This window comes from Mesorhizobium sp. WSM4307 (assembly GCF_007003945.1).
In the GTDB taxonomy this organism is placed as follows: Bacteria; Pseudomonadota; Alphaproteobacteria; order Rhizobiales; family Rhizobiaceae; genus Mesorhizobium.
In genome coordinates this window covers 239803-261198 of the sequence record NZ_VFTB01000011.1, presented here as the reverse complement: position 1 = coordinate 261198, position 21396 = coordinate 239803, and the positions used below count along the sequence as shown (strand labels likewise).

The window sequence follows — 21396 nt, the reverse complement described above, 5'->3', positions numbered from 1 at the left end:
GCCAACCCTCGGGAGGAGGTGAAGGTTGGACCTATTCGTCATTGCCGGGGAGGAGGTCGGCTTTGACGAAATCTCTTTTGCCATCTTTTAAAAGGGGCAAAACCCTTTGGAGCAAAATTCGTTTGCCCCGGGAACAGCGCCCGCCGCGGGAGGAGGTGCGGCGGGCGCCGTTTTGGTGGTCAACCCTCGGGAGGAGGATAAGGGCTGACCGTTCGCTGGAGGTCGGGGAGGAGGTCGACCCCAGCGAAATTCCGTTAGATCGCCCGGCGGGCGATGATCTTGATTTCGTCGCGGACGATACCGAGATCATGCAGCTGGCGGTTCGAAAGGCGACCCAGCTCGGTAACCGTCTCGCGATATACGCGCCAGTTACGATAGTTGCGGATCAGGTTCATTGTCGTTCTCTTTTCGGAAACTTGTTCGGACCATTTGCGGTCCGAAAAATTAGACCGCCTTGCGAGCGACGTAAGGAATGTCGCTGCGGCTGATGCCGAGGTCGGTCAGTTCGCGGTTGCTCAGGCGGCTCAGCTCGGACACGGTGTCCCTGTAGCGGCGCCAGTTGCGATAGTTGCGGATCAGGTTCATGGTAGTTCTCGTTTCGTCTTTCTTGCGGATCATTCCGTTTGTGTACGAACTATAAATAGGCGGGCTCATATCGATTTAAAAGCGCTATGGCTGCATGGCAGCAATGCAAATTGTGCAATGCAACATTAACGCGCCTTCATGGACCTGACACAAAGAAGCCAGAATCGGAAAGTGCCGTGACGTCAACGGTTTGGCTGGTTCGGTTAAAAAAACGACCTAGCGGGGGATGCAGGACATGGCGGGCTATTCGACACGGGTCAGATCCGACATTGTGCGGTGGCTCCAGGCAGGCCTGATCGACGCCGCGACGGCCGACGCCCTGACGCGAGACGTCGAGGCGAATACGCGCAAGTCGCTGAGCTTCGGTTCGATCCTGGCCATGATGGCGGCCCTGCTGTTCGGCGCGGCCATCCTGATCTTCGTCGCTGCCAACTGGGATGCCTTTCCGCGGCTGGCGCGGGTCGCGGCGCTGTTTGCCATCATCCTTGGCGGTTATGTCGGCGGCGCGGTGCTGAAGACGCGCGACCATGCGGCGATCGGCGAAGCCCTGTGGATCGTGGCGGCGGCTGCCTTTGGCGGTTCGATCGCGCTGATCGGCCAGATGTACCATCTGTCCGGCGACGAGGCTTCCGCGCTGGTCACCTGGGGCGCCGGAACGGCGCTGGCGGCAGTCGCGCTGCGGTCGAACCCGCTGACCGTCGCTTCGGTCGGCATCGCCGACGCCTGGCTGTTCCTGAAGGGGTTCGACTATTACAGCCGCAGCGAGTTTCCGCATGCCTTCGTCGTCATGGCCATCGTGCTGTTTGCCGTCTCGTTCTGGACCCGCAGCCAGGCCGCGCGGCACCTGATCATCTTGTCGCTGCTCTTCTATATCGTGCTGTTGGCCGGCAATCACGCGACGCTGCCGGTGGCGATCCCTCTGGTCATCGTCTCCGCCGTGCTCTTCGCGGCTTCTGTCTTCGCACCGGAACCGGTCGACAGGATCGTGCAACTCGGCGGCCGCTTGCCCCTGCATGCGCTGCTCGGCTTTCTTACCGGGCTGGCCATCATCCAGTTCGAACTGGCCGACGAAAGCACTTACAACAGCGGTTTCGCCATTGCCTCGGTCGTTGCGCTGGCCGGCATCGTCGCCGCCATCGTGCTGGCGGGACGGGAGAGCCGTGGCCTGCGCTGGCTTGCCTATCTCGGCTTCGCCTTCGAACTCGCCATGATCTATGTCGTGACCTTGCAGTCGATGCTCGACACAGCCGGCTTCTTCCTTGCCGCCGCGGTGCTGCTCGGCATCCTGGCGATCATCATCATCCGCGTCGAAAAACGCATGAAGGGTCCGGCAACGGGGGGAGCCACCGCATGATGACCGGAAAGAGGCTTGTTATCTCGGCGCTGGTGCTGGCGCTCGTCCAGATCGGGTTCCTGAGCTGGATCATCGCCGGCCGGGCGGCGATCCTGCGCAACGGCAAGGAAGCGCTGCTGAGGATCGAACCCGTCGATCCGCGCGATCTGCTGCGCGGCGACTACATCATCCTCGGCTACGCGATTTCGCGCATTCCGGTGAAAATGATCGCCAACATTCCCGCCGGCAAATTCTCCAGCGACGATACGTCGATCGTGGTCCGGCTGAAAAAGGGCGCCGACGGTTATTGGACGCCGACCACCGCCTGGTTCGGCAAGGCGCCGGCGCCGGCCGCAGCCGACGAGGCTGATATTGCAGGCCATGTCGCCGAAGGCTGGGATCTGCGCAGCGAGGGCATGACCATCGCGCCGGACTACGGCATCGAGCGGTTCTACCTGCCGGAAGGCGAGGGGATGGCGATCCAGAGCGACATGCGGGTGCGCCCGTTCGGGATAAGACTTGCGCTCGCCAGCGACGGCACCGCGCAGATCAAGGCGCTGGTGGACGGGGACAAGACGCTATTCGAGGAGCCGCTATATTAATATCGATGGATGCCGGTTATCGGTGCGAAGCAAGACCAGACGCCTCTAAATCAAGTGTAAGGCCTTGCCGTACAAGCGTTGCGGCAGCGCGGCACCGGCATGGACTCATTTTGTGTCAACTGTAGTGCCCCACCGGGAGTGGCGTGTGCCACTATGCGAAATAGCCAAACAGATTTTTCGCAAGAAAGTTCACTGACTCAGGATGGAGGATTCCGCTGGTCAACTCCGGACCTTACTCGTCTCGGCGATGATTTTGGGATAGGGACCAATCGATATTGTGTAGCTAAAGTCTGCTACGCCTTTTTCCTGCTTGTGTGTCGAGGGGCTGCGCACAAGCCAGTCATACACACCAGAAACCATGCAGCGATCGTTTGCACAGGTGACCACAATGCTGTCATTGCGGACGTTATATATGCGTTCAGGCCATCGCCGGTAATAGTTCCTCTTGTCCTGAATGATCGAACTCAGGTTCGTCAACTTGCCATAATAGTCGACGGTGCGAGCGTAGGACGCCTGAACTTGAGCAAGAGCGAAATCGTCGTTGTCGCCATGATGCTCGATCAGATCCTTGACGAAGGCGACCGCAGCGCTCTCCGCCTGTTGCCTTGCGTCAGGTGCAGGCACTGGCACAGGCGCAGGATCTGGCCGCGTCGACACCTGCGACGTATCCACGGGCGATTGGTTCGCTGCGACATTGGTCACACGCAACTCTGCCATTTCGCTGGCCGATAGGTATCTTATGTCATGCTTGTCATAGCTCGACGCCAATTCAATCAGCTCGGGGTCCACTCCCATCTCGACTACATAGGATGTGATTGCGGCCGTTCCGAGCTCGACACGGGCCTTGGCTTCTTCTCTGGAAATCCCGTCAGTCCATTTCAACCAAGCCCGATGAATGCCGATAGTACCTGGTTCGGCAACACGGTGGACGCCACCCAAGAAGGCCAGTGAGCAGGCTGAAGCGCACTGCAATTGGCGAACCTGAAGCGTATCCAATCCCGCCGCGCGGATCATACGCCCCAACCGAAGCGCGCTGCCGACGTTGCCGCCGGGGGAGTTGAATACGATCATCCGAGCCCCGCTGCCCGCAACCGCGTTGCTAAAGGCGTTCAGGGGTTCATTGTCTTTGAACTCTCCGGAAACAACAAGAAACGGCTGCTGCCCTGGAGACGAAACAGGCGTGTATTCTAGGGCCTCAACCTGAGATGTTGCCGCCGCTACAATCGACCCTACCGCCAGAACTAGAGACAATACACGCACAAACTGACAGAGCCCCAACCTGCCTTCAGCCAATAAGAACCTGTCTACGCGCTATTTCAAGAGCCTTCTTTGAAAGTTGGATTTCGTGGGGGCCATTCGCCGAAAAGATTGGTGCAGATGAAGGACCCCCACGTCTTTCGGCACCGGACCCTAAATCCAGGGCATCTACCAGTTCCGCCAAATCCGCATGCTCCGGCGACATGTGGATGCGCCACCGCGCGCCGGCCGGATCAATTGACAGTACGCTGTCGACTGACCAATCATTGCCGGACACCCCATGCGAAATGCACTGAGTTAGCCGTGTTGATGGCGTTGACCCCAATCGGCGCGCTGGCCAGCGCGTCGTCGCCCTGGGAGATTTCGCGCGGGGCCGTGCCGTTGATGTCACGCGCCCGGCGCTGTCGCCCTGTGTGCCAGCGGCGCGGTGATCATCACTATCGATTTCAGCCGAACAAAGCAGGAGATTGTCCAGTGTCGCTCGAACTCATCAACCCCGATGATCTGCCAGTTCCAGAGATGTACACACAGGTTGTCGTCGCGACGGGATCCAAGCTGGTATTCATCTCAGGTCAGCAGCCCGAAGACATAAACGGCAAGCTGGTTGGGCATGGTGATTTTGCGGCGCAAGCGCGCCTGGCATTCGGCAATCTCGGCCGGGCGCTCAGTGCGGCAGGCGCGCGGCCCGAGCAGGTTTGCAAGATTACGATCTACATTGTCGACTACAAGCGCGACGAACATGTGCCGATCATCGAAGAAGCGCAGATTTCGCTGTTTGGAGATCACAAGCCAGCCAATGTGGTGGTCGGGGTGGCGATAATGTCCCCAGGCTACCTCATAGAGGTCGATGCGATAGCGGTCATTTGACGAGGCCATCAGAAGCTAGCTTCCGAGGAGTCTCTTTGCCATCTAGCGAGCTTCAGGTGGCCTGCGACCCGAAGCTCGCAGAGCGAAGGGTGGTGCGGATGAAGGGACTCGAACCCCCACGCCTTTCGGCACTGGAACCTAAATCCAGGGCGTCTACCAGTTCCGCCACATCCGCATCGCCCGGCAATCCCATGTAGCCGTCATTCTGTCAATGTCGGAGACGAGATGTCAGAGACGAGATGTGGGCTAGGGCCGAAATGTTGGTTATTCGCCTAAGCGCGAAGACTGTTGAAAATTAGGCTCGCCTGTGACAAAAGGCGTGTCAAATGTGACGGGACGCGACGATCCGCTTCTGCAGAATGTGATAAGAAGTAGGAAAAACAAGAACTTATTCACATTTTGGAACGCAGTTTGGGAGAGTTTGAGCCGTAATTTCGGTCAAATCGCCAGGTTCCGTACCAAAAGCCATTCCCGGCAAGAATATACCGGCAGGCTGTAAACGGCAGAGGCCGTGGCAGTCTCATTGGTGAAAACAAAGGTTTTACGATGCAGGTCACCGAAACGCTCAATTCCGGTCTCAAGCGCGAGATCAAGATCACCGTGCCGGCCGGTGACATGGAAGCCAAGCTGATGGCGAGGCTCTCGGACGCGCGCAACAAGGTTCGCATCAACGGCTTCCGGCCGGGCAAGGTGCCGGTGCAGCACCTGCGCAAGGTCTATGGCAAGTCGTTCATGGCCGAAGTGGTCAACGAGATCCTCAACGACTCCACCCGTTCGATCATTACGGGCCGCGGCGAAAAGGCCGCCATGCAGCCCGAAGTCATCATGACCGAGGACGAGAAGGAAGCCGAGAAGATCCTGGCCGGCGGGACCGACTTCGAGTTCCGCCTCAACTATGAGGTCATCCCGGCGATCGAGATCAAGGATTTCTCCGACATCAAGGTGACGCGTCAGGTGTTCGACGTGCCTGAGGCCGAGATCGACGATCAGGTCAAGCGCGTTGCCGAATCGGCACGCAGCTATGCGCCGAAGACCGGCAAGGCCGCCGAAGGCGACCGCGTCAGCATCGACTATGTCGGCAAGATCGATGGCGAGGCCTTTGCCGGCGGCGCCGGCACCGACCAGCCGTTGGTGCTGGGCTCCAAGGAATTCATTCCTGGCTTCGAGGACCAGCTTATCGGCACCAAGGCCGGTGACGAAAAGCAGGTCACCGTGACCTTCCCGGAAAACTACCAGGCCGCACATCTGGCCGGCAAGGAAGCCACGTTCGATGTCACCGTCAAGGAAGTGTCGAAGCCGGGCGAGCTGGAAATCAACGACGAGACCGCCAAGAACCTTGGCTTGGAATCGTTGGAGCGCCTGCGTGAGATCGTGCGCGGCCAGATCGAGAACCAGTTCGGCTCGATGACGCGCCAGAAGGTCAAGCGCCAGCTGCTCGACCAGCTCGATGCCGCCTATTCGTTCGAGGCGCCGTCGAAGCTCATCGAGGCCGAGTTCAACAACATATGGGCTCAGGTCACCCGCGACCTGGAGGCCGCCGGCCGCACCTTCGCCGACGAAGAGACGACCGAAGAAGAAGCCCGCGCCGAATATCAGCGTCTTGCCGAACGCCGGGTGCGTCTCGGCCTGGTGCTGGCGGAGATCGGCGAGAAGGCCGGTGTCACCGTATCGGACGAGGAATTGCAGCGTGGCCTGTTCGAGCAGGTTCGCCGCTTCCCGGCCAACCAGCAGCAGGAAGCTTTCGAGTTCTACCGCAGCAACCCCGAGGCGCTGAATGCGCTGCGCGCGCCGATGTTCGAGGAGAAGGTCGTCGACCACCTTCTCGGCCAGATCTCGGTCACCGACGTCAAGGTCAGCAAGGAAGAGCTGATGGCCGACGACGAGGACGCGGAAACCACGACCAAGGCGAAGCCCGCGAAGAAGGCCGCGGCCAAGAAGGCTGAAGCCAAGGCGAGCGAGGCCGGCGACGAGGCGGAAGAGCCGAAGAAGAAGGCCGCGCCGAAGAAAAAGGCCGCCAAGGACGCCGAATAAGTCCCGAGCTTGATGGAATCGACGAAGGCCGCCCTCGAGGCGGCCTTTTTCGTTGCGAAACTGCAACAGCCGATTCGCTTTGCGGGAAATGGCACTTGGCGATACCTGGCGTTGAGCATTATCTGCGCTGCTGTTGCAAACCGTGTGGTTCCTGGAGGGGGCGTTGAGCCTATTCTTCGAAAAGGGGCGTCCCGTGCCCTGGCGCTCGTTCTGGCCTTCGCCTGCGATGTTGCCCAGGCCGGCGCGCTTGCCGGCGAGTGGCGCTTCGGAACGGACGATGATGGCCTTGTGACCGCTTCGCTTCATGGCACCAACAAGCTGATCACGGGTGGCGGTGCCTTGAGTTACAGCCCGGTGTTGACCATTGCCTGCCGGGCAGACGGAGAACCGCGCTGGACCGAATGGCTGCAGTTGAATGACGGGGTTTCGGCCAGCCGCAAGATCACCATGTCCGTCACTGTTGACGACGGCGGCAAGTTCGACGAGAGCTGGTCGGTCGGATCGCGCGGCCGAATGCTGGTGCGCGACGGCGCCGACGGCATCAAGCGCCTTGTTCCCGCAAGCCGGCTGTCGCTTTCATGGCGGTTCGGCTTGTTGTCAGGCCGCGGCCAGGCGGATTTCGACCTTGCGGGGCTCGAAGAGGCGGTTGAGCAGATCGCCGGAAGCTGCCGGACCGATCCGCCTTGAGCGTGGCTGGGTTCTAAACCTTCGCAATGCTTGGCTTTTTCTACCCGCCGCCTGGATTCCATGGTATGTTTGTACCGCAATTCCACTGGGGAGAGATATTCTGCCCAAGGCGCGATCGTCCGAGGCATAAATGGCGATCAGGGAGGAAATGCCATGCGCGCTATAGCGTTTTTTGCTGGGGTGTCCGTTACGATCTTCATCGCGCATCCGTCGCAGGCACAGGATGCCGCGGCTGGTGAGAAGGTCTTCACCAAATGCCAAGTCTGCCACATCGCAAACGAGGACAAGAACAAGATCGGTCCATCGCTGCACGGCGTCATCGGCCGCACGGCCGGTACTCATCCGGATTTTAAATACTCCGATGCCATGATTGCGGCCGGCAAATCCGGCGTCAAATGGGACGAGCCAACGCTGACGACCTACCTTCACGATCCCAAGGCCATGGTCAAAGGCACCAAAATGACGTTTCCCGGCCTCAAGAACGATGCGGACGTGGCCAACGTCATTGCCTATCTGAAAACCTTCTCCAAGTGACCTGGCCCCCTCGCCACCCATCGGTGGTCGTCCGAGATGTCGACTAGGGAAAGCCCCCTCAAGGATACCTCCATCCGCCTTTCGGAAGCGACGGCGGCCGATTTCTTCGCGCTTTTGAAGCCACGGGTCATGGCGCTTGCCGTATTCACCGCTTTCGTAGGCCTGATGGTGGCGCCTGGCGCGATGAATCCGGTCATCGCCGTGATCGCAATCGGTTCGATTGCGATCGGAGCAGGAGCGGCGGGGGCCCTCAACATGTGGTATGACGCAGACATCGACGCGCTGATGTCGCGCACGTCAAGACGGCCGGTTCCGTCGGGCCGCGTCGCGCCGGGCGAAGCTCTCGGCTTCGGCCTTGTGCTTTCCGCGCTTTCGGTCATGACACTCGGCGTACTGGTAGGCTGGCTTGCCGCATCGCTGCTGGCCTTCACCATCTTCTTCTACATCGTCATCTACACGATGTGGCTGAAGCGCTCGACACCGCAGAACATCGTCATCGGCGGCGCGGCTGGTGCCCTCCCTCCTGTCATTGGCTGGGCGGCCGCAACCGGCGCCGTCGGCATCGAAAGCCTCATCCTGTTTCTGATCATCTTTCTGTGGACGCCGCCGCATTTCTGGGCGCTGGCGCTGTTCAAGGTTGGCGACTACGCCGCTGCCGGCATTCCGATGATGCCGAATGTGGCCGGCCCTGCTTCGACGCGTAGGCAAATCCTTGCCTATGCCTTGCTTCTGGCGCCGGTCGGCCTGCTGCCTTGGCTCTTCGGATACACCAGCGGCTACTACGGAATCGCCTCGGCCGCATTGGGCGTCGGTTTCATCTGGCATTCATGGAAGGTTCTGGCCGCTTCCGAAACGGAGCTGAAACCCGCCAAGGCGCTGTTTGCCTATTCGATCCTCTATCTTTTCGCGATCTTCGCCGCGCTGCTTGCCGATACCATTGCCATGCGCGCGCTGATCTCAGCCGGGATCTGAGCGCAGATCGCCATCCGCGAACCGCTCTGGCCGGCCGGCGAGTGCCGTGCCGAAGACGGCGCAGTGCCGTCACGATGGCAGCGCACAGAATCCCAGCAACAGCAGAATGATTATGCCAAGGCCGACTATGAGAAGCGTCCTTGCGTCCATGACCTTCGCCTTCGACCCAGTGCATGGTCCTGAGGATCGGGATCGACTCTGCTGCACCGCTCTCCGGTTCGCAAAGGATCCAAGTGGTCCAGCGCCTTTACGTGCCCCAAAAAAGAGACATGCGGCGCAGCATGAGCATATCGAAGAAGGGTTTCCAGAGCCAGCCATGCGGCCCAACAACGGGCGACAAGTCCCTCACAAGAGAGTATATTGGTGGCGGTGCAGGTCGCGGTTTTGCGTGGCCAGTCACGCAAACGTCAGCACCGCTAAATCGCGACCTTTCCGGACCCGGTCTGGAGGAACGGTCATGGCAAGCTTTCATGTGATAGCAGGCGCCAGCGAGACGCTGGAACATACCAAAATTCGAAAAATCTCTGTTTCCGACCTTTTTGACGCGCTCAGGCGGGGCGTCGATGATTTCATGGTCAAACCGTCGCATATCATCTTTCTCTGCCTGATCTATCCGCTCGTGGGCGTCGTGCTCGCCGCCTGGACTTCAGGCGCCAATGCCTTACCGTTGTTGTTTCCGCTGGTTTCTGGCTTTGCGCTGGTTGGCCCATTCGCGGCGATAGGCCTCTATGAAATCAGCCGTAGACGGGAAGCCGGGCTCGACACCTCCTGGAGGCACGCTTTCGAGGTCAGGAATTCTCCGGCGCTGCCGGCCATCGCGGCGGTCGGGATCATGCTGTTTGCAATCTTCATCACGTGGCTTTTGACGGCGAAGATATTCTACGAATATCTTTTCGGCCCGGCTCCGCCGGAATCGATATCCAGCTTCATCAACGCGATATTTGCCACGGGACGCGGCTGGACGCTGATCATATTGGGGCACGCCATCGGCTTTGTCTTTGCCGTGGTGGTGTTGTGCACGACGGTCGTCGCCTTCCCATTGTTGCTCGACCGCGATGTCGGTGCCTATGAAGCGATCCACACCTCGGTGCGTGCGGTCCTGGCGAACCCGATCGTGATGGCTGTCTGGGGGCTGATCGTCGCCGTCGGCCTGATCATTGGCTCGCTGCCGGTGTTCGTCGGGCTCGCCGTCGTGTTGCCGATCCTCGGCCATGCCACCTGGCATGTCTACCGCAAGGTTGTGGAGTCGCCCGCCAGACCGACGAGTTGAGGACGTTTTGCTTCACCGCACCGGCCAGAGCATTTTACCGTTTCATGGAAACGGTAAAATGCTCTATTTCTTTGTTTTAACGCAATTCCGGACGGAAAACCGATCACACTTTTCCTGGATTGCTCAGGATGCCGGTGCGGGTTTGATCGAAGCCGTCAGTAAGCCCGGTGGCTGAAGCGGGCGCGGTATGCGCCCATCGTCAAGTTGCGGAAATCCTCGCCGCTGACATGCACCAGCGTTCTGTGGTCGCCGCCTTCGAAGTAGATGTCGGCGGCATCACCAAGGCTGTCATCGACAATCACCGGCACATCGTAGGGGGCGCCGATCGGCGGAATGGCGCCGGTATCGCAATCAGCGAAGAGCGAAGTCACCTCGTCTTCGGAGGCCAGTCCGAGACGCTTGTCCATGACGTCTTGCAATGTGCCGAGCTCGATCCTGTGCGTGCTGGGAACCACGGCCAACGCATAGCCGAGCTCGTGGTGAACAACGACCGATTTGGCCACTATGCTGCCGGGTACATGCGCCGCGATGGCGGACTGTCTGCTGGTGGACGTGCGATGGTGGGCGACTGTGTCGTATGAAATTCCCTTCCTGTCGATAAAGTCCTTCAGTCTGGTAGCGATCGTCATCTTGGCCTCCCTTTGCCGGAGTTCGCGACGGGTGGGGAAACGAGGGCAGTCATTCTCCTTATGTCGTTTCCGATACTAAAATAGACCAGCTGCTGATGGTTCGAGGCGCGGCGGCAAGATCTGAATGCGGTTCGTGCCTCAGGGTCCGGCTCCGAAAAATGCCAGCCGGGTGAAAAGCGTGTAGTCGGCTTCGAAGACCATCATTGTCACGAACACCAGCACCAGTATCGGCGGCAGGATGATCGCATAGGCCAGCGCCAGCCGTTCCCAGGCCATGTGCATGAAGACAGCGACGATCAGCCCTGCCTTGAGGATCATGAAGATCAGGATCAGCGACCATCTGAGATAGCCGTGGAGGCCGAAATAGTCGACCAGGTAGGAGCAGGTGCTGAGGATGAACAGCCACGCCCAGACCACCAGATAGAGCTTGATCGGATGTTGCTGATGCACGTCGGCACGGGCGACGGCCGCCGGCGCTGCCGCATGAAGTGCGTGTTGTCCTAGGCCGTTTGCGGTTGCTTCAGCCATGTCTGCCTCTCACCAAAGATAGAAGAATGCGAAGATGAACACCCAGACCAGATCGACGAAGTGCCAGTACAACCCCATGATCTCGACATTCTCGTAGCGGCCGGTGCGGCTGGTGAAGAAGCCGCGCCGTCCGAGGTCGTAGTCTCCGCGCCAGACTTTGCGCGCCACGATGATCAGGAAGATCACACCAATCGTCACATGCGTGCCGTGGAAACCGGTGATCATGAAGAAACACGACCCGAATTGTGCGGCACCCCAGGGATTACCCCAGGGTCGCACCCCTTCAGTGATCAGCTTTGTCCATTCGAAGGCTTGCATGCCGACAAAGGTCGCGCCGAGTGCCGCGGTCAGAAGCATGAGGATGGCCGTCTTGCGGCGGTCGTGGCGATAGCCGAAGTTGACCGCCATGGCCATTGTTCCGCTGCTGGAGATCAGCACGAAGGTCATGATGGCAATAAGGATCAGCGGGATATCCGAGCCGCCGATACGAAGCGCAAAGACCTCGCTCGGATTGGGCCACGGCACCCGTGTCGAAATGCGCGCGGTCATGTAGGAGAGCAGGAAGCAGCCGAAGATGAAGGTGTCGCTGAGCAGGAATATCCACATCATGGCCTTGCCCCAGGACACGTTCTTGAACGCACGCTGATCCGAGGACCAATCGGCGGCAATGCCTCGCCAGCCTGTAGGCCGTGGCTCCGTATGGCCGATATGTGTCAGTGTCTCTGCCATCCGCTTGATCCCCTTTAGGTCAGCAACTCCCGGCAAATGTCGATGAACGTCGCGGCCCAGCCGGCCAGCAACGCGAAGATGGCAAGCCAGACGAAGAGTAGGAAATGCCAGTACATGGCGCATAGTTCCACGCCGAGGCGAAGCCGTTCCGGCCGCGCTCCAGTCCAGGCGCTCGTGGTCGTCCTGCCCAGACCCACCAGCCCTCCCAAGACGTGCAGGCCATGCATGCCGGTTATCAGGTAAAAGAAGCTGTTGGCCGGATTGGAGGCCAGGAAATAGCCGTCGGCGGTCAGCTGCCGCCATGCCATGAACTGACCGACCAGGAAGGCGAGCGCGGTGAGCCCGGCCGTGGCAAGGCCGAGCCTGACAGTGTCGATCTGACCCCTGCGCGCCGCCACCGAAGTGCATTGCAGGGCGACGCTGCTCAGGACCAGCACGCCGGTGTTGAGCCAGAGCAGTCGCGGCAGGGGCAACGGCTGCCAGTCCGACACCGCCATCCGCATGAAATAAGCACTGGTGAAGAGCGCGAACAGGCAGCCGACGACAGCAAGGAAAACGCCGAGACCTATCTTGGCTGTTGGCAGGGCCGACCGGTCGAGCCCGACAAAATCACCGGCCAGACCTTGCTCGAGCCATGGCTTCGTCATCAGCCGCTGGTGCGAAAGCCACCATCCGGCAAAACCGGCAATGACGAGCAGGAAGACCAGGATGACGCTCATGCCGGCTCCCTTGAGGGTCCGAAGGAGCCCGGCATGTTCTGCGGGATGAAGTCTTCCTTGGCACCCGGTACGCTGTAATCGTAAGCCCAGCGATAGACAATCGGCAGGTCCTTGCCGAAATTGCCGTGGGCCGGCGGTGTTTGCGGCGTCTGCCATTCGAGGGTCGTGGCCCGCCACGGATTGCCGCCGGCCTCGCGGCCATGGCGGATGCTCCAGATCAGGTTGAACAGGAACACCATCTGGGCGAAGCCGACAATGAAGGCCATGACGCTGATGAAAGAGTTCAGGTGATGGGCCGACTCCGTCATGATCGTCATGTCGGTCAGTTCGGCATAGCGCCGCGGCACGCCCATCAAGCCGAGGTAGTGCATGGGGAAGAAAATCAGGTAGGCGCCGAGGAAGGTGACCCAGAAATGGAACCGGCCCAGCGTTTCGTGGAGCATCCGGCCGGTGACCTTCGGGTACCAATGGTAGATCGCGCCAAAGACCACGAGGATCGGGGCGACACCCATGACCATATGGAAATGGGCGACGACGAACATCGTGTCGGACAGCGGAACATCGACGACGACATTGCCGAGGAACAGGCCGGTCAGCCCGCCATTGACGAAGGTGACGATGAAAGCCAGGGCGAACAGCATGGGTATGGTGAGATGGATGTCGCCGCGCCACAGGGTCAGCACCCAATTATAGACCTTGATGGCGGTCGGAATGGCGATGATCAGCGTCGTGGTGGCGAAGAAGAAGCCAAAATAAGGGTGCATGCCGCTGACATACATGTGGTGCGCCCAGACCACGAAACTCAGCGCGCCAATGCCGACGATGGCCCAGACCATCATCCGGTAGCCGAAGATGTTCTTGCGTGCATGGGTGCTGATCAGGTCGGATACGATGCCGAACGCCGGCAGCGCCACGATGTAGACCTCGGGATGGCCGAAGAACCAGAACAGGTGCTGGAACAGGATCGGGCTGCCGCCATTGTGTTGCAACTGCTCGCCCATCTCGGAAATCGCCGGCATGAAGAAGCTGGTGCCGAGCACGCGGTCAAGCAGCATCATCACGCTGGCGACGAACAGCGCCGGAAAGGCGAGCAGCGCCATGACGGTCGCGGTGAAGATGCCCCAGACGGTCAGCGGCAGCCGCATCATCGTCATGCCGCGGGTGCGACCCTGCAGCACGGTCACCACATAGTTGAGGCCACCCATCGTGAAGCCGATGATGAACAGGATCAGTGAGGAGAGCATCAGGATGATGCCCCAGTCCTGGCCGCCTGGCGTCCCGCTCATGATGGCCTGCGGCGGATAGAGCGTCCAGCCGGCGCCCGTCGGTCCGCCGGGCGCAAAGAAGCTCGACACCAGGACCAGCACGGCGAGCAGGTAGATCCAGTAGCTCAGCATGTTGACATAGGGAAAGACCATGTCGCGCGCGCCGACCATCAGGGGGATCAGATAGTTGCCAAAGCCGCCGAGGAAGAGGGCGGTGAGCAGGTAGATCACCATGATCATGCCGTGCATGGTGATGAACTGGTAGTAGGCCTCCGGGGTGATGAAGTCGAACGTGCCGGGAAAGCCAAGCTGCAGTCGCATCAGCCAGGACAGCACCAGGGCGACCAGGCCGATTGCTGTTGCCGTTGCCGAATACTGGACGGCGATGACCTTGGCGTCCTGCGAGAAGACGTATTTGGTCCACCAACTGTGCGGATGGTAGAGTTCTACTTCCGCGACTTCGGCCGGCGGGATGCCATCTGCAGGGGTGATGTCGACCATAGGAACACCTCCGTGTCCTTTTTTCAGCGAGACCCTACCGTTTCGAGCCTTGCTGCAATTTCGGGACCCGCTGCCGCGGTCTGTCCCGTCGTCTCGTCTGCCGACCCCGTCTTCTGGGGGGCCGACAATTGTGCAAAAGTCTGCTGCTGGCCGAGCCAGGCGACATAATCTTCCTGGGTGTCGACCATCACGACGCCATGCATCATCGGATGTCCCTGGCCGCAAAGTTCGGCGCATAGGACCTGGAAGGTTCCGGTCCTGGTCGGGGTGAACCAGAAATAGGTCACCGAGCCCGGGATCATGTCCATCTTGGCGCGGAATTCCGGTACATAGAAATCATGCAGCACATCGATCGAGCGGAGCAGCATCTTGACCGGTTTGCCGACCGGCAGATGCAGATCGGCCGCTGCGACCACGACATCGTCCTGACCATTGGGATCGCTGGGGATGACCCCCAGCGGATTGTCGGCACCGACATCGCGCGTGTCTGATGTACCGAGCTTGCCGTCCCTGCCGGGCAGGCGGAAACTCCATTGCCATTGCTGGCCAATGACCTCGACCTCTGTCGCGTCGCGTGGAACGGTAACAAATCGGCTCCAGACGAACAGGCCGGGAACCAGTAGCGCCGTGACCCCAACCGCGGTGACGATCGTCAGCCACGATTCGAGCCGCTTGTTCTCCGGTTCGTACGCAGCACGATTGCCTTCCCGATGACGGAAGCGGAACACGCAATAGGCCATGAAAAGCACGACGGCGGCGAAGACGACGCCGGTGATCCAGAAGGTGATGATGATGGTGTTGTCGATATAGGCCCAGTTCGAGGCAATCGGCGTCCACCACCATGGGCTCAGGAGGTGAAACAACACCGAGCCCACGACGATCAAAACGAGTACAAGCGCTACGGCCATGTCCCGTTCCTCCGGCATTCAAGGGGGAGCGAAGCCGCCCGCAAGAAATGCCAAGCGCATCATAGCTTAATTTGGGGTCGCAATTCCAGAGGCTACTATCTTGACGGGAAAAATGCGTCCTTTGCCGCAGCGAGACGGGCTATCCCTGGATCAGCAGCAGGCTGGAATGACCTTCTGACCGCCTCAACGATCGTTCGAGCAGGAATTCCGAACGGCGCTTGGGGAGGATATGAGCGGAGGCTGTTTTAGCCGGATTCCCAGTGCTATTTCAGCAGGTCGACCAGGACGTCGAAGGCGGCGTCAATATCGGCGCGGACGGCCTGGCGGACGGCTTCGGCATCGCGGTTGCGCAGTGCCGCGAACATCTCCTGGTGATGCTCGTTGGCGGTCGAATAATTTCCGGAATCATGCAGCATGTTGAAATAGGGACTGATCTGCAGCCAGAGATTCTCGATGATGTTGAGGATGTTTTCCGAGCCGGCCGCGCGGTAGATGGAGAAGTGAAAGGCGTAGTTGGCGCGCAGATAGGATTTGACGTCTCCCGCCGCGTTGGCCTGTTCGAGCGCTGTCAGTTGCTGGCCGAGTTGCGCGATGCCCTGATCGTCGATGCGCTCTGCCGCCCAGGCGGCGGCGATCGCCTCGATCTCGAAGCGGACATTCCTGAGATCGATGAGGCGCGCGCGGCTGAGTGCGGGAATGCCGATCGAGCGCCCTGAAACGACCATCAGGGCATTGGCCGCGGTCAGTCGCCGCAATGCCTCCCTGACCGGCATAGGACTGACCCCGAAGGCGTCGGCCAGGCTTTGCACCGTCACCATCTCGCCAGGCACGATGCTGCCGTCGAGGATCAATTCGGTGACGTGGCGATAGACCCTGTCCTGCAGGGTCTCCCTGGACAGGGGCACGATCTCGACACCCGGCTTCCTGAACGCCGCTCCGGCCATTTCCATCAACCTTTCGGCGCAAAGGCCGCGCCATAACTCGTTCCCGGAATGCAGGGTTCCGGCTGCCGCGTCAAGCGTCGGCGCCCCAGTCTTGATGTAAGATATTTCATCATTGATCGTTGATCAAATGATGATACGGTCTCCGACATCGAATGACGAGGGCATGCTCGGCGGCGTGCTGCTTTTGACGGCGCTGCAGATGCTGCTGGCCGGCACCACGCTGCCTACGCCACCAGGGCAATTCTTTACGGGCTGGTCGTTCTGGGCGCCGTCATGGCGCTGCGCGAACGGCGGCTGCAATGAAAAGGACAGGACGATGAGCGCAAAGGCACCCGCATCGGCGGACGAATTTCTGGCCGGGCTGAAAGGGCAGCGCGTGCTGGTGACGGCGGGCGCCGGCGGCATCGGCTTCGCCATCGCCGACACGCTGTCGCGGCTCGGCGCACGCATCGTCGTCTGCGACATCTCCGACGAGGCGCTGGCCGCGGCTCCCGGCAAGATCGACCTGGTCGCGGCGGCCAAGGCCGATGTCTCGCGCGACGAGGACGTCGACCGGCTGTTCGAGACGGTCAAGGAGAAACTCGGCGGGCTCGACGCGCTGATCAACAACGCCGGCATTGCCGGGCCGACAGGCGGTGTCGACGAGATCGAACCGGATGACTGGCGGCGCTGCATCGATATCTGCCTGACCGGGCAGTTCCTCTGCGCAAGGCGCGCCGTACCGCTGATCAAGGCAGCCGGCGGCGGCTCGATCGTGTCCATGTCGTCGGCGGCCGGCCGCCATGGCTACGCGTTCCGCACGCCCTATTCGGCCGCCAAATTCGGCGTTATCGGCTTCACGCAAAGCCTCGCCAAGGAGCTTGGGCCGCACGGCATCAGGGTCAATGCCATCCTGCCCGGCATCATCGAGGGGCCACGCATCGAAAGCGTCATCGCGGCGCGCGCCAAACAGGTCGGCATCAGCCACGAGGAGATGACGGGCCGCTATCTGCAGAACATCTCGCTGCGCCGCATGACCAGCCCCTATGACGTGGCCTCGATGGTGGCGTTCCTGCTCTCCGATGCGGGCATCAACATTTCCGGCCAGTCGCTCGGCGTTGACGGCAACGTCGAAACACTTTGAGGACCAAGCCATGGCCAATGTCGCGATTGTCGGAAGCGGGTTCATCGGGCGGGCCTGGGCAATCAGCTTCGCCCGCGCCGGCCATGATGTGCGCATGTGGGATCAGTCGCCTGCCGCGACGGGCGGGGCGCGCGACTACATAGAGGGCGTGCTCGGCGATCTCTCCGCGAACGACCTGCTGCGCGGGCAATCCGTCGACACCGTGCTTGGCCGCATCGCCATCGTTGGCGAGCTGGCGGAGGCGCTGGCCGGCGCAACCCATGTCCAGGAAAACACGCCTGAAAACCTGGATGTGAAGCGGGAGGTGTTCTCGCTGATCGATCGGCTTGCCGGGCCGCAAACGATCATCGCCAGTTCCACCTCGGCGTTGTTGCCGTCGAAATTCACCGACCATCTGCAAGGGCGGCACCGCTGCCTAGTCGTGCATCCGATCAACCCGCCCTATCTCATTCCGGCGGCAGAGGTGGTGCCGGCGCCGTGGACTTCCGCCGAGACGCTGGAGAAGACGCGCGCCTTCCTCATCGACGCCGGCCACGCGCCGCTGGTGATGAGGCGCGAGCTCGACGGCTTCATCATGAACCGCCTGCAAGGGGCCTTGCTGGAGGAGGCTTTCCGGCTTGTCGCGGACGGCTACGCCAGTGTCGAGGATGTCGATATCGGCATTCGCGATGGCTTGGCACTGCGCTGGTCCTTCATGGGACCGTTCGAGACCATCGACCTCAACGCACCCGGCGGCGTGCGCGACTATGTCGATCGTTACCAAGGCATCTATTCCAACATCTTCCCGCAGATGCTGCGCCGCGTCGACTGGGCGGGCGATGTCATGAAAACGGTCGAGGCCGAGCGCAGCAAGCGCCTGCCGAGGGAAAGCCTGGGTGACCGGCAGGTCTGGCGGGATCGCCGGCTGATGGCGCTGGCGGCACACAAGAAGAAATCGGATCAGGAGTTCGGACAATGAAAGAAACCAGCCGCAAATCAGGCGCATCGGCGGCCAAGGGCAAGGTCATCATCACCTGCGCGGTGACGGGTGCGATCCACACGCCGACCATGTCGCCCTATCTGCCGATCACGCCGGATCAGATCGCCTCGGAAGCGATCGCGGCGGCGCAGGCCGGTGCTGCGATCCTGCATCTGCATGCGCGAGACCCGGAAACCGGCAAGCCCGACCAGACGCCGGAGGCGTTCGCCCGCTTCCTGCCGCACGTCAAGCAAGGAACCAATGCCGCCATCAACATCACCACAGGCGGCAGCCCGTACATGAAGGTCGAGGAGCGCGTGCGCCCGGCTGCCCAGTTCAAACCTGAGGTCGCCTCACTCAATATGGGCTCGATAAATTTCGGGCTCTATCACCTCGCCGACAAGTACGAGACCTTCAAGTTCGACTGGGAAAAGCCGCATCTGGAGGCGACGCGCGACCTCGTTTTCCGCAACTCGTTCAAGGACATCGAATACATTCTGGCGACTTGCTACGACAATGGCACGCGCTTCGAGTTCGAGTGCTACGACATCGCCCATCTCTACAACCTCGCCCACTTCGTCGATCGGGGGCTGGTGAAGCCGCCGTTCTTCGTGCAGTCGGTGTTTGGCCTGCTCGGCGGCATCGGCACCCATCCCGAAGACGTCGCCCATATGAAGCGCACAGCTGACCGGCTGTTCGGCGACCAGTTCCGCTGGTCGGTGCTGGGCGCCGGCGCCAGCCAGCTGCGCATCGCCGCGCAATCGGCAGCACTCGGCGGCAACATCCGCGTTGGGCTGGAGGACAGCCTGTGGGCCGGCAAGGGCAAGCTCGCCAAGTCGAACGCCGAACAGGTCTTGCTGGCGCGCAAGCTCATCGAAGGGCTTGGCATGGAGGTGGCGACGCCTGACGAGGCGCGCGAGATCCTGTCCCTGAAGGGCGGCGACAAGGTCGCCTTCTGACCCGGCCAGGACCGAGGGTGCGAGTTTTTCTCGATGGTCAAGAAATAGCAAGGCCGCCGGCGGCCTTGCTATTGCTGTTCCGGTCGACGCCTAAGGCGTCGTCTGCGCTTCGATCTTGGTAGCCATCTGGTCGATCTTGTCTGCAAGGACGCCTTCGGCCCAGGCGGTGACGTCGTCGTCGACGGGCTTGTTGGCCATGTCCGTCAGCGCTGCATCGAGCGATGCCTGGTCGGTGCCGACGGTTGCCGTGGCAGCCGCCGCCTCAGCCTGGTCCGCCGCTGCGTTGTCGGCGTCGACAACGGCCTGCTGGGCGGTGATCTGATCTTTCACAGCCTGGATCTGCGCAGCCGTGGCATTCGGATCAGCCTGCAGTGCGGTCAGTTGCGCATTCAGCTTATCCAGTTGGGCCTGCGCGGCGGCGGCCGTGGCGGCTGCCGTCTCAGCCGCGGCCTGGGCAACCTTGGCTTTCGCCGACTGTGTCACGAAGGCCTGGAGGGCGGCGAACTTCTTGCTCTTGGAATTCATATAGGCGTTGATGTTGCGCTGCAGCGAATTCAGCCGGCCGAGTTTGGCATGGATGTTTTTCTCCTTCGGCACGGCTGCGACCTTGGTGGTCGTGTCGACCGTGGTGTCGGTCGTGGCATCAGCATCCACCTTGCCAACACGTCCGGGGGCCGACGCAGACTTGCCATGCGAGGCACCGCTGTTGCCTTTGCCATTGCCGCCAGCATTGCCGCCGCCATTGCCGTTGCTGCCACCGTGGCCGCCACCGTGCCCGTTGCCGCCGCCCCCGGCGAGCGCCGGCGACGTCAGAAGCGCCAATGCGGCAATCGCCGCGAACAGAGTTTTTCGGTTTGTCATGGTTTCTCCTCGGGGAATCGCCACCTCCGCCCAACCGCGCTAGATCAGCGTAATATGAGAATCCACTAATCGTACGGAGTAAACTTTAGACAAATGCGGTCGCAATGCGCGAGTCTGGTAATGGCTTGTGGCTTAACTTATTGATATTTCATGCAAATAGGCGCCGTGAGGTCGCTGTGCTACTGAAGTCCCATACCAGCCAGGACCATGGTCCCGTCCGTCAGACAATGTCGGTCGGAAACGCGTTGGAATACCGGAAGTCGATGACGAAAGCCTGGCCGAATGCGTGAGGCAGGAACGCCATGGCTTTGCTTTCAGCGAAGACGGCATGGTCGCCATGTTGGTCGTTGCCCCTAGATCAGCAGCAGGCCCTTCATGCTGGCGTATCCCTTGCGCCCGATGATGATGTGGTCGTGCACGCCGATGCCCAGCCGTTTGCCCGCTTCGATGATCTCTTTCGTCATCTCGATATCGGCGCGCGATGGCGTCGGATCGCCTGACGGGTGGTTGTGCACCAGGATGATCGCGGTGGCCGACAGTTCGAGCGCGCGCTTGACCACTTCCCTGGGATAGACGGGCGTGTGGTCGACAGTGCCGGTCTGCTGCACCTCGTCGGCGATCAGCGCGTTCTTCTTGTCGAGGAACAGGATGCGGAATTGCTCGCGCGCCTCGAAGGCCATGGCCGAGCGGCAATAGGCGAGGAGCTGCGTCCATGACGAAAGGACTTCACGGCCGTGCACCTCGCCATGCGCCATGCGTTGCGCTGTCGCGGCGACAACCTTCAGGTCGAACGCCACCGCCGGGCCGATGCCCTTGACCTCCTGCAGCAGGTTGACGGGCGCGCCAAGCACTTCGGCCAGCGTGCCGAAGCGCGCCAGCAACGCCTTGGCGGCCGGTTTGGTGTCGGCGCGCGGGATCAGCCGGAAGAGCAAGAGCTCCAGAAGTTCATAGTCGGGCAGGGCGTCTGGACCCGCCGAGGCAAAGCGCTCGCGCAAACGGTCGCGGTGGCCGAGATATCCAGGCTTTTCAGCTGGAAAGGGCCTCGCCTTCGCCGCGGGCCGAACCGGCACCTCGGCGAAGAAACTCCGCTCGTCGTCGTCGCTGGCCTTCCCCATCAGCCCCCGCATCCAGCCA

23 protein-coding genes and 1 tRNA gene are annotated in these 21396 nt (G+C 61.0%); 11 read left to right on the top strand and 13 right to left on the bottom strand.

Annotated elements, in window-relative coordinates:
* Positions 1 to 254 precede the first annotated feature (254 nt).
* Positions 255 to 395, bottom strand: coding sequence for a DUF1127 domain-containing protein (locus FJV83_RS26795; protein ID WP_019858543.1), 141 nt, complete (start codon positions 393 to 395; stop codon positions 255 to 257).
* A 49-nt stretch (positions 396 to 444) separates the two neighbouring features.
* A complete protein-coding gene (locus FJV83_RS26790) occupies positions 445 to 585 on the bottom strand; it encodes a DUF1127 domain-containing protein (RefSeq protein WP_013531315.1) in 141 nt (46 codons plus the stop codon).
* Positions 586 to 820: 235 nt separating this feature from the next.
* On the opposite strand from FJV83_RS26790, the gene FJV83_RS26785 reads away from it, so the two are divergent.
* Positions 821 to 1939 (top strand): DUF2157 domain-containing protein, encoded by a 1119-nt coding sequence (locus FJV83_RS26785; RefSeq protein ID WP_142886300.1) that lies wholly within the window; start codon positions 821 to 823, stop codon positions 1937 to 1939.
* The gene (locus FJV83_RS26780; protein ID WP_142886299.1) at positions 1936 to 2520 is read left to right on the top strand and encodes a GDYXXLXY domain-containing protein; all 585 of its coding nucleotides are present in this window, start codon (positions 1936 to 1938) and stop codon (positions 2518 to 2520) included. The genes FJV83_RS26785 and FJV83_RS26780 overlap by 4 nt, the downstream gene beginning before the upstream one ends.
* 219 nt (positions 2521 to 2739) lie before the next feature.
* Here the strand turns inward: FJV83_RS26780 and FJV83_RS26775 are convergent, their stop codons facing one another.
* Positions 2740 to 3591 (bottom strand): hypothetical protein, encoded by an 852-nt coding sequence (locus tag FJV83_RS26775; protein ID WP_142886298.1) that lies wholly within the window; start codon positions 3589 to 3591, stop codon positions 2740 to 2742.
* 660 nt (positions 3592 to 4251) lie between these two features.
* On the opposite strand from FJV83_RS26775, the gene FJV83_RS26770 reads away from it, so the two are divergent.
* Entirely contained in the window at positions 4252 to 4644 is a 393-nt protein-coding gene (locus FJV83_RS26770; RefSeq protein WP_095787517.1) for a RidA family protein, read from the top strand.
* A gap of 90 nt (positions 4645 to 4734) precedes the next feature.
* Here the strand turns inward: FJV83_RS26770 and FJV83_RS26765 are convergent.
* Positions 4735 to 4819 (bottom strand) — tRNA-Leu (locus tag FJV83_RS26765).
* 371 nt (positions 4820 to 5190) lie between these two features.
* Between FJV83_RS26765 and tig the strand changes: the two genes are divergently transcribed.
* From tig to FJV83_RS26740, 5 genes are all read left to right on the top strand, one after another.
* Positions 5191 to 6675 (top strand): trigger factor, encoded by a 1485-nt coding sequence (gene tig, locus FJV83_RS26760; protein ID WP_142886297.1) that lies wholly within the window; start codon positions 5191 to 5193, stop codon positions 6673 to 6675.
* Between the two features lie 12 nt (positions 6676 to 6687).
* Positions 6688 to 7362, top strand: a complete 675-nt coding sequence (locus FJV83_RS26755) for a hypothetical protein (protein ID WP_246691927.1) — start codon at positions 6688 to 6690, stop codon at positions 7360 to 7362.
* A 153-nt stretch (positions 7363 to 7515) separates the two neighbouring features.
* A complete protein-coding gene (locus tag FJV83_RS26750) occupies positions 7516 to 7896 on the top strand; it encodes a cytochrome c family protein (RefSeq protein WP_027046909.1) in 381 nt (126 codons plus the stop codon).
* Between the two features lie 36 nt (positions 7897 to 7932).
* The gene (locus FJV83_RS26745; protein WP_142886296.1) at positions 7933 to 8868 is read left to right on the top strand and encodes a heme o synthase; all 936 of its coding nucleotides are present in this window, start codon (positions 7933 to 7935) and stop codon (positions 8866 to 8868) included.
* 457 nt (positions 8869 to 9325) lie between these two features.
* Positions 9326 to 10138: a DUF2189 domain-containing protein gene (locus FJV83_RS26740; RefSeq protein ID WP_095772839.1), complete on the top strand. Its 813-nt coding sequence runs from the start codon at positions 9326 to 9328 to the stop codon at positions 10136 to 10138.
* A gap of 155 nt (positions 10139 to 10293) precedes the next feature.
* Here the strand turns inward: FJV83_RS26740 and FJV83_RS26735 are convergent, their stop codons facing one another.
* The 7 genes from FJV83_RS26735 to FJV83_RS26705 form a co-directional block, all read right to left on the bottom strand.
* Positions 10294 to 10767: an aminoacyl-tRNA deacylase gene (locus FJV83_RS26735; protein ID WP_095772838.1), complete on the bottom strand. Its 474-nt coding sequence runs from the start codon at positions 10765 to 10767 to the stop codon at positions 10294 to 10296.
* 138 nt (positions 10768 to 10905) lie between these two features.
* The gene (locus tag FJV83_RS26730) at positions 10906 to 11295 is read right to left on the bottom strand and encodes a cytochrome C oxidase subunit IV family protein (protein ID WP_095772837.1); all 390 of its coding nucleotides are present in this window, start codon (positions 11293 to 11295) and stop codon (positions 10906 to 10908) included.
* Positions 11296 to 11304: 9 nt separating this feature from the next.
* Positions 11305 to 12024: a heme-copper oxidase subunit III family protein gene (locus tag FJV83_RS26725; RefSeq protein ID WP_095772836.1), complete on the bottom strand. Its 720-nt coding sequence runs from the start codon at positions 12022 to 12024 to the stop codon at positions 11305 to 11307.
* 14 nt (positions 12025 to 12038) lie between these two features.
* A complete protein-coding gene (locus tag FJV83_RS26720; protein WP_095772835.1) occupies positions 12039 to 12743 on the bottom strand; it encodes a cytochrome c oxidase subunit 3 in 705 nt (234 codons plus the stop codon).
* A complete protein-coding gene (ctaD, locus tag FJV83_RS26715; protein WP_095772834.1) occupies positions 12740 to 14509 on the bottom strand; it encodes a cytochrome c oxidase subunit I in 1770 nt (589 codons plus the stop codon). The genes FJV83_RS26720 and ctaD overlap by 4 nt, the downstream gene beginning before the upstream one ends.
* A gap of 23 nt (positions 14510 to 14532) precedes the next feature.
* Positions 14533 to 15417 carry a cytochrome c oxidase subunit II gene (gene coxB / locus FJV83_RS26710; protein WP_095791083.1) on the bottom strand — a complete coding sequence of 295 codons (885 nt, stop codon included), beginning with the start codon at positions 15415 to 15417 and terminating at the stop codon, positions 14533 to 14535.
* Between the two features lie 263 nt (positions 15418 to 15680).
* Complete coding sequence (locus FJV83_RS26705; RefSeq protein WP_142886330.1) at positions 15681 to 16361, bottom strand: GntR family transcriptional regulator; 681 nt, start codon at positions 16359 to 16361, stop codon at positions 15681 to 15683.
* Between the two features lie 316 nt (positions 16362 to 16677).
* On the opposite strand from FJV83_RS26705, the gene FJV83_RS26700 reads away from it, so the two are divergent.
* The 3 genes from FJV83_RS26700 to FJV83_RS26690 are packed head-to-tail and all read left to right on the top strand — an operon-like array spanning position 16678 to position 19401.
* Positions 16678 to 17484, top strand: a complete 807-nt coding sequence (locus tag FJV83_RS26700) for an SDR family oxidoreductase (protein ID WP_142886295.1) — start codon at positions 16678 to 16680, stop codon at positions 17482 to 17484.
* A gap of 10 nt (positions 17485 to 17494) precedes the next feature.
* Complete coding sequence (locus tag FJV83_RS26695) at positions 17495 to 18442, top strand: 3-hydroxyacyl-CoA dehydrogenase (RefSeq protein ID WP_142886294.1); 948 nt, start codon at positions 17495 to 17497, stop codon at positions 18440 to 18442.
* Positions 18439 to 19401, top strand: a complete 963-nt coding sequence (locus FJV83_RS26690; protein WP_142886293.1) for a 3-keto-5-aminohexanoate cleavage protein — start codon at positions 18439 to 18441, stop codon at positions 19399 to 19401. Before FJV83_RS26695 ends, FJV83_RS26690 begins: the two co-directional genes overlap by 4 nt.
* Before the next feature lie 90 nt (positions 19402 to 19491).
* Here the strand turns inward: FJV83_RS26690 and FJV83_RS26685 are convergent, their stop codons facing one another.
* A complete protein-coding gene (locus tag FJV83_RS26685) occupies positions 19492 to 20262 on the bottom strand; it encodes a hypothetical protein (protein WP_185973405.1) in 771 nt (256 codons plus the stop codon).
* A 353-nt stretch (positions 20263 to 20615) separates the two neighbouring features.
* Positions 20616 to 21377 carry a DNA repair protein RadC gene (gene radC / locus FJV83_RS26675; protein ID WP_142886290.1) on the bottom strand — a complete coding sequence of 254 codons (762 nt, stop codon included), beginning with the start codon at positions 21375 to 21377 and terminating at the stop codon, positions 20616 to 20618.
* Between the last annotated feature and the right edge of the window lie 19 nt (positions 21378 to 21396).

Coding starts and splice junctions, on each gene's coding strand:
- FJV83_RS26795 (WP_019858543.1), bottom strand. CDS start 395: ATGAACCTGATCCGCAACTATCGTAACTGGCGCGTATATCGCGAGACG.
- FJV83_RS26790 (WP_013531315.1), bottom strand. CDS start 585: ATGAACCTGATCCGCAACTATCGCAACTGGCGCCGCTACAGGGACACC.
- FJV83_RS26785 (WP_142886300.1), top strand. CDS start 821: ATGGCGGGCTATTCGACACGGGTCAGATCCGACATTGTGCGGTGGCTC.
- FJV83_RS26780 (WP_142886299.1), top strand. CDS start 1,936: ATGATGACCGGAAAGAGGCTTGTTATCTCGGCGCTGGTGCTGGCGCTC.
- FJV83_RS26775 (WP_142886298.1), bottom strand. CDS start 3,591: ATGATCGTATTCAACTCCCCCGGCGGCAACGTCGGCAGCGCGCTTCGG.
- tig (WP_142886297.1), top strand. CDS start 5,191: ATGCAGGTCACCGAAACGCTCAATTCCGGTCTCAAGCGCGAGATCAAG.
- FJV83_RS26755 (WP_246691927.1), top strand. CDS start 6,688: ATGGAATCGACGAAGGCCGCCCTCGAGGCGGCCTTTTTCGTTGCGAAA.
- FJV83_RS26750 (WP_027046909.1), top strand. CDS start 7,516: ATGCGCGCTATAGCGTTTTTTGCTGGGGTGTCCGTTACGATCTTCATC.
- FJV83_RS26745 (WP_142886296.1), top strand. CDS start 7,933: ATGTCGACTAGGGAAAGCCCCCTCAAGGATACCTCCATCCGCCTTTCG.
- FJV83_RS26740 (WP_095772839.1), top strand. CDS start 9,326: ATGGCAAGCTTTCATGTGATAGCAGGCGCCAGCGAGACGCTGGAACAT.
- FJV83_RS26735 (WP_095772838.1), bottom strand. CDS start 10,767: ATGACGATCGCTACCAGACTGAAGGACTTTATCGACAGGAAGGGAATT.
- FJV83_RS26730 (WP_095772837.1), bottom strand. CDS start 11,295: ATGGCTGAAGCAACCGCAAACGGCCTAGGACAACACGCACTTCATGCG.
- FJV83_RS26725 (WP_095772836.1), bottom strand. CDS start 12,024: ATGGCAGAGACACTGACACATATCGGCCATACGGAGCCACGGCCTACA.
- FJV83_RS26720 (WP_095772835.1), bottom strand. CDS start 12,743: ATGAGCGTCATCCTGGTCTTCCTGCTCGTCATTGCCGGTTTTGCCGGA.
- ctaD (WP_095772834.1), bottom strand. CDS start 14,509: ATGGTCGACATCACCCCTGCAGATGGCATCCCGCCGGCCGAAGTCGCG.
- coxB (WP_095791083.1), bottom strand. CDS start 15,417: ATGGCCGTAGCGCTTGTACTCGTTTTGATCGTCGTGGGCTCGGTGTTG.
- FJV83_RS26705 (WP_142886330.1), bottom strand. CDS start 16,361: ATGGCCGGAGCGGCGTTCAGGAAGCCGGGTGTCGAGATCGTGCCCCTG.
- FJV83_RS26700 (WP_142886295.1), top strand. CDS start 16,678: ATGAGCGCAAAGGCACCCGCATCGGCGGACGAATTTCTGGCCGGGCTG.
- FJV83_RS26695 (WP_142886294.1), top strand. CDS start 17,495: ATGGCCAATGTCGCGATTGTCGGAAGCGGGTTCATCGGGCGGGCCTGG.
- FJV83_RS26690 (WP_142886293.1), top strand. CDS start 18,439: ATGAAAGAAACCAGCCGCAAATCAGGCGCATCGGCGGCCAAGGGCAAG.
- FJV83_RS26685 (WP_185973405.1), bottom strand. CDS start 20,262: ATGACAAACCGAAAAACTCTGTTCGCGGCGATTGCCGCATTGGCGCTT.
- radC (WP_142886290.1), bottom strand. CDS start 21,377: ATGGGGAAGGCCAGCGACGACGACGAGCGGAGTTTCTTCGCCGAGGTG.